The organism is Nocardia sp. NPDC024068 (genome assembly GCF_040638875.1).
In the GTDB taxonomy this organism is placed as follows: Bacteria; Actinomycetota; Actinomycetes; order Mycobacteriales; family Mycobacteriaceae; genus Nocardia.
This window is the reverse complement of sequence record NZ_JBEZYU010000005.1, coordinates 216,740-222,947: the sequence shown is the minus strand read 5'-3', so window position 1 is coordinate 222,947 and position 6,208 is coordinate 216,740. Positions and strand designations below refer to the sequence as shown.

Below are 6,208 nucleotides of genomic sequence, written 5' to 3'. Positions count from 1 at the left end.
TGTGGCGAAGCCACGAGTCTCGAGGGCTGACAGCAGACGCCAAGAGGGCCGAACCCCGCGCGCGCCAGCGCGCCAATAAACACAGCACCTTGGCGGATAAGGTCACCTCCTCACCCTGGCGAGTAAGGCCACCTCCCCACCTTCACGAGCAAGCTCACCCCCCCACCTTCGCGGGCAAGGCCACCTCCCCACCCTCGCGGGCAAGGCCACCTCCCCACCCTCACGAGCAAGCTCACCCCCCCACCTTGGCGGGCAAGGCCACCTCCCCACCCTCGCGGGCAAGGCCATCTCCCCACCCTCGCGGGCAAGCTCACCTCCCCACCCTCGCGGGCAAGCTCACCCCCCCACCCTCACGAGCAAGCTCACCCCCCACCTTGGCGGGCAAGGCACCTCCCCACCCTCGCGGGCAAGGTCACCTCCTCACGTTGGCGAGTAAGCTCACCTCCCCACCTTCACGAGCAAGCTCACCGCCCCACCTCCCCAAGCAAGCCTGCTCAAAACACCTCCCCCGTCCGGCAACACCCGACAGGAAACGCAACCCGCTCCCATCCCACCGGCTATATCAGCTCCGGCGCTGCCTGGAGGGCGATGTTGGTGAGCGTCCGGACCCCCACCCCCAGCGCCCGTTCGTCGATATCGAAGGTCGGCTGGTGCAGGTCGAGCTGCGGACCGTCCCCCGACCAGACCCCGAGCCGGGCCATGGCTCCGGGGACTTCCTCCAGATACCAGGAGAAATCCTCGCCACCGCCGGACTGGGGTGTATCGGCCAGGGCGCCGGGGCCGAGGGCGCGCACAGCGTCGGAGAACATACGGACCGAGAGGTCGTCGTTGACCACCGGTGGGACGCCGCGGCGATAGTCGAGCTGATAGCGCACCCCGGTGGGCGCGAGCAGGCTGTCGACGATTTCGCGCACCAGCGGTTCCAGCAGCGACCAGGTGGCGTGGTCGCCGGTGCGGACGGTGCCGGTCAGCATGCCGGTCTGCGGGATCGCGTTGGGCGCTTTTCCGGCGCTCACCGCACCCCACACCATGACCGTGCTGGTGCGTGGATCGATGCGACGGCTGAGCAGGCCCGGCAGTCCGGTGATGACGGTGCCGATGGCGTAGACCAGGTCGCTGGTCAGATGGGGGCGCGAGGTGTGCCCGCCGGGCGAGTCCAGGACGAGTTCGACGGTATCGGCGGCCGAGGTGATGGCCCCGACGCGGATCCCGACGCGACCGGCTTCCAGCCGCGGATCGCAATGCAGCGCGAAGATCCGGTCCACGCCGTTCATCGCGTCGGCGGCCACCATATCGATGGCGCCGCCGGGCATCACTTCCTCGGCGTGCTGGAAGATCAGCCGCACGCCGACCGGCAGCTCGAGATCGGCCAGGGCGAGCGCGGTGCCGAGCAGGATGGCGGTATGCGCGTCGTGACCGCAGGCGTGCGAGACCCCGGGCACCGTGGAGGCGAACTCCAGGCCGGTGAACTCTTGCAGCGGCAGGGCGTCCATATCGGCGCGTAACGCGATCCGCGGGCCGGTGTCCGGGCCGATATCGCAGATCAACCCGGTGCCGCTGGGCATCACCCGGAACGAGAGACCGGCCTTCGTCAGCCAGGTGCCGACGAATTCGGTGGTCGCGAATTCGGTACGCGACAACTCCGGGTTGGCGTGGATATGCCGCCGCCATTGAACGAGATCGACCGTGTGCTCGGCCAGCCACGCCGTCACCGCGTCCTGTCCATATCGCACCGAACGGCCGGATGTGCTCACCGAATGTCCTCCTGTCGTCGCACGAGCAGCTGTGAACCACTTCTCTGGTGTCCGGGCCTCCCTGGACACATATCGCCCGCGACCGTGGTCGCGGTACATACCGGTGGCCCACTCGCCCCTCCGAGAAGCGACCGTAACCTCCAGTTTCGCACCGCGGCCCGATCCACGCGCGTCGGCATCGGCCACCGCGGCGGCCGTGTCGCGGGCGACCGGTGTCCGAGGGTCGGCGAGCGCCGGGTTTCCGGGCGGCTACCCCTGGGCGAACGCCAGGTTCTCGGGGGTGTTCGGCACCGCCAGTCCGGCGAGCGCGGCGGCGTGCAGCGAGCGCTTGATCGCGGGCAGGCTCGGAGTGCGGTTCGGGGCCAGTTCCGCGGCCCGTGCGATGGCGGCGCCGCGCAGCGCGCCGGGTTCGACGACATCATCGACGATACCCGCGACCAGCGCGTCGGCGGCGCCGTATCGGCGGCCGGTGGTCATCGCGGCGACCGCGACCTGGTTGGTGAGGCGGCCGGTCATCAGCGCGTTCATCCCGACCGTGAACGGCATACCCAGGTGCACCTCGGGCAGGCACCAGTACCCGCGGTCGCCGCGCATCACCCGGAAATCGTGCGAGGTCGCCAGCATGGCGCCGGCGCCGAAGGCGTGGCCGTTCACCGCGGCCACCGTGGGCATCGGGAATGCCAGGATCCGGCTGAACACGCTGTGCACCCGGTCGAGGTAACCGTGCATCCGGTCCAGGTTGGCGAACAGCCAATCGGTGTCGAGTCCATTGCTGAAGAATTTGCCGGTCGCCGTGGTGACCAGCGCCGCGGGGCCTTCGACGGCCTCCACGCTGTCCAGCAGGGCATGGGTTTCGTCGATCCACTGATGGCTGAACCGGTTCTCGTGGTCGGTCTGGCCCTCATTGCCCAGCGACAGCACGAATACGTTCCCATCACGCTCCAGGTACGGCATATGTGCAGCGTACGACAGCGACCCGAGTCCGCCCGGGCGCGGTCGCCGAGCATCTCCGCTCGGGGCGGGCGCGGCGGGCGGTACGGCAGGTCCCGCGGCGCCGGAGGCCATAGACTGACCGCCATGCTCGCCGAAGAGGCCGCCGAGGAGATCGCCGCCCGCACTTCCGTCGCCCGGCACCGGGTCGCCGTGGTGCTGGGTTCGGGGTGGCAGGACGCCGTCGCCGAACTCGGTACCCCGACCGCGGAGATTCCGATGCCGGAACTCCCCGGCTTCGCCGCCCCCACCGCCCAGGGCCATATCGGCCGGGTGCTGTCGGTGCCGGTCGGAGGGACCGATGCCCTGGTCCTGATGGGACGCCGGCACCTCTACGAGGGCAACACCCCCGACGATGTGGTGCATCCGGTGCGTACCGCGGTGGCGGCCGGCGCCGAGACCGTGATCCTGACCAACGCCGCCGGTGGTATCCGCCCCGGTTTGCGGGTCGGTGAGGCCGTTCTGGTCAGCGATCATCTGAACCTCACCGGCCGGACACCGCTGGCCGGCGCGACATTCGTCGATCTGGTGGATGCCTGGGACCCGAAGTTGCGGGAGTTGGCCCGCACCGTCGACCCCGGCCTCACCGAAGGCGTGTACGCCGGGCTCACCGGACCCCAGTACGAAACTCCCGCCGAGATCCGCATGCTGGCCACCATGGGAGCCGATCTGGTCGGGATGTCCACTGTCCTCGAGGCCATCGCGGCCCGCGCACTGGGCGCCCGGCTGCTCGGCATCTCGCTGGTCACCAACTCGGCCGCCGGTGTCACCGGGGCTCCGCTGTCCCACGCCGAGGTGCTGGCCGAGGGCAACGCGGCCGCGCCCCGACTCGGCAGACTGCTGCGCGGCCTGCTGGAGAAGCTGTAGTGCTGACCTTCGGCACGGCGGGTCTGCGCGGACCGCTGGCCCCCGGACCGGACGGTATGAACGACACCACCGTCGCCCGCGCCACCGCGGGGCTGGCGGCGTGGCTCCGGGATCGCTGTCTGGGCGGCGGCCGGGTGGTGGTGGGGCGCGACGCCCGGCACGGGTCGGCGGAGTTCGCGGAGATCACCGCCGAAGTGCTGGCCGCGGCCGGTTTCGCGGTGACCCGGCTGCCCGAGCCGCTGCCGACCCCGGTGACCGCGTTCGCGGTCCGGGCCCTGGACGCCGTGGCCGGCGTGCAGATCACCGCCTCGCACAACCCGGCGACCGATAACGGCTACAAGGTCTACCTCGACGGTGGCTCCCAGCTCCTGGCACCCGCGGATACCGAGATCGAGAAGCAGATCGTCGCCGTGCGGGAACCGATCGCCCGCACCCCGGTTCCTGCCTCGGGCACCGAACTGCTGTCGCGGTACCTGGCCCGGGTCTCGCAGCTGCCGCGGCTGATCGGCGGCGAGGGAGAGCGCGCCGATATCCGGATCGCGTTCACCCCACTGCACGGCGTCGGGGGCGCCACCGCGGCGCAGGCCCTCGCGGCCGCCGGTTTCTCCGATATCCACGCGGTCGCCGAACAGTTCGCGCCGGACCCGGATTTCCCGACCGTCGCCTTTCCGAACCCCGAGGAGCCCGGCGCCGCCGATCTGCTGCTGGCACTGGCGGAACGGGTGGACGCCGATCTGGCGATCGCCCTGGACCCCGACGCGGACCGATGCGCCCTCGGCGTGCCCACCGCGGACGGCTGGCGGATGCTGCGCGGTGACGAAACCGGTGTCCTGCTCGCCGATCACGTGTTGCGCACCGCGCCCGCGGATTCGCTGGTCGCCACGACGATCGTTTCCTCACGGCTGCTCTCCCGGCTCGCGGAGGCGCGCGGGGCCCGCTTCGCCGAGACTCTCACCGGTTTCAAATGGCTGACCCGGGCCGGTGACGGGTTGGTCTACGCGTACGAGGAGGCCATCGGCCACTGTGTGGACCCGGCGGCGGTCCGCGACAAGGACGGGATCTCGGCGGCCGTGCTCGCCGCCGACCTCGTCTCCCGGTTGCGGGCCCGGGGCCGCACGCTCCTCGACGAACTCGACGACTACGCGGTCCGATTCGGCGTGCACGCCGGTGACCAGGTCGCGCTGCGACTGCCGGATCAGCGCGCCGCGGCCGAGGTGGTGGCCGGCCTGCGGGCGGACCCGCCCCGCGAACTCGCCGGAGCCCCGGTCGAATACACCGATATGGCAGCACTTCGGGGCCGGATGCGCACCGACGCCCTGGTCTTCACCGGCACCGGGCTCCGGGTGGTGGTCCGGCCGTCGGGCACCGAGCCGAAGCTGAAGTGCTATCTGGAGGTGGTGGAGCCGGTCTCCGCACCCGGACTGCTACCGGATGCCCGGGCGACGGCCGGACGACGACTCTCGGAACTGCGCGAATACTGCCGCGCGCTCACCACCTGACGGTATTCACCGCGGTCCGAACTGGCGGTCGCCGGCGTCGCCGAGTCCGGGCACGATGAACGCGTCGTCGTTGAGCCGGTCGTCGATCACCGCGGTCACCAGGCGCACCGGGAAACCCGAACCCGCCAGTGCCGCGATCCCTTCCGGAGCCGAAACCACGCAGACCGCGGTGATATCGGTGGCGTGGCGCTGCACCAGCAGGTCGAGGGTGTGCAGCATGGATCCGCCGGTGGCCAGCATCGGGTCCAGCACCATCACCGGGGTCGTGGACAGGTCGTCGGGCAGCGATTCCAGGTAGGGCACGGGCAGATGCGTCCGCTCGTCCCTGGCGACCCCGACGAATCCCACCTGCGATTCGGGCACCAGGTCGGTGGCGGCGTCCACCATGCCCAGCCCGGCCCGCAACACCGGGACGAGCAACGGTGGACGGGCCAGCCGGGCGCCCCGGGTGGGAGCGACCGGGGTGACGATATCCGTGGGTTCCACGGGTGCGTCCCGCAGTGCCTCGTAGACCAGGAGCCGGGAGAGGTCGCGCAAGGCCGCCCGGAAGGTGGGATCGGGGGTGCGTTCGTCGCGGAGCGTGGTCAGCAGGATCGCCACGAGCGGATGATCCAAGGTGTGCGTACGCATGACGAAACGATAAGGTCGAGAACACCGGCACCGCTGTCTCGGCGAGGATTTCCGCGCGTGGCGAATTTCGCGGAACCATGTGAGAAGCCGGTGCGTCGAAACCGGTAGATGACATACTCTGCCCGTTAACGAAGTCGATGGGGGAACCTCTGATGGTGAACATCTCGGCCGATGCCGACGGTATCGCGGCCTACGGCGCGACGACCGGGATCATGGCCGGCGAACTGGCGGCGGCGGGGACCGGCGCGACGGGTGCCGCACCGGCGATCCTGGGCCCTGTCTTCGGTCTGGTCGGTGGTGATTTCCTGGCCGCCTATACCGCCGCGCATGCGGGACATGTCGCGACGATCGGGCAGCTGTCCGCGGTACTGGGCACCATGAGCGGCGCGGCGGGCGTGGCCGCGGTCAGCTACGCCGAGGCCGATTCCGGTAATGCCGCGGCCCTGCGCGACGCCGCCGGGGAGTAAC

Annotated in this window: 6 protein-coding genes; 3 read left to right on the top strand and 3 right to left on the bottom strand. The window is 70.5% G+C overall.

What is annotated here, in order from left to right; all coding sequences use genetic code 11:
• Positions 1 to 557: 557 nt before the first annotated feature.
• Both AB0F41_RS09070 and AB0F41_RS09065 read right to left on the bottom strand, forming a co-directional pair.
• Positions 558 to 1,754 carry a M20 family metallopeptidase gene (locus tag AB0F41_RS09070; RefSeq protein ID WP_357422231.1) on the bottom strand — a complete coding sequence of 399 codons (1,197 nt, stop codon included), beginning with the start codon at positions 1,752 to 1,754 and terminating at the stop codon, positions 558 to 560.
• A 249-nt stretch (positions 1,755 to 2,003) separates the two neighbouring features.
• Complete coding sequence (locus tag AB0F41_RS09065) at positions 2,004 to 2,708, bottom strand: enoyl-CoA hydratase/isomerase family protein (RefSeq protein ID WP_357422230.1); 705 nt, start codon at positions 2,706 to 2,708, stop codon at positions 2,004 to 2,006.
• A gap of 123 nt (positions 2,709 to 2,831) precedes the next feature.
• On the opposite strand from AB0F41_RS09065, the gene AB0F41_RS09060 reads away from it, so the two are divergent.
• Complete coding sequence (locus AB0F41_RS09060) at positions 2,832 to 3,611, top strand: purine-nucleoside phosphorylase (RefSeq protein WP_357422229.1); 780 nt, start codon at positions 2,832 to 2,834, stop codon at positions 3,609 to 3,611.
• Entirely contained in the window at positions 3,611 to 5,110 is a 1,500-nt protein-coding gene (locus AB0F41_RS09055) for a phospho-sugar mutase (protein ID WP_357422228.1), read from the top strand. The genes AB0F41_RS09060 and AB0F41_RS09055 overlap by 1 nt, the downstream gene beginning before the upstream one ends.
• Positions 5,111 to 5,116: 6 nt before the next feature.
• Here AB0F41_RS09055 and upp read toward each other — a convergent pair whose 3' ends face one another.
• Positions 5,117 to 5,740, bottom strand: coding sequence for a uracil phosphoribosyltransferase (gene upp / locus AB0F41_RS09050; protein WP_357422227.1), 624 nt, complete (start codon positions 5,738 to 5,740; stop codon positions 5,117 to 5,119).
• A gap of 137 nt (positions 5,741 to 5,877) precedes the next feature.
• Between upp and AB0F41_RS09045 the strand changes: the two genes are divergently transcribed.
• Positions 5,878 to 6,207, top strand: a complete 330-nt coding sequence (locus AB0F41_RS09045; RefSeq protein WP_357422226.1) for a type VII secretion target — start codon at positions 5,878 to 5,880, stop codon at positions 6,205 to 6,207.
• The last annotated feature ends 1 nt before the right edge of the window (position 6,208 follow it).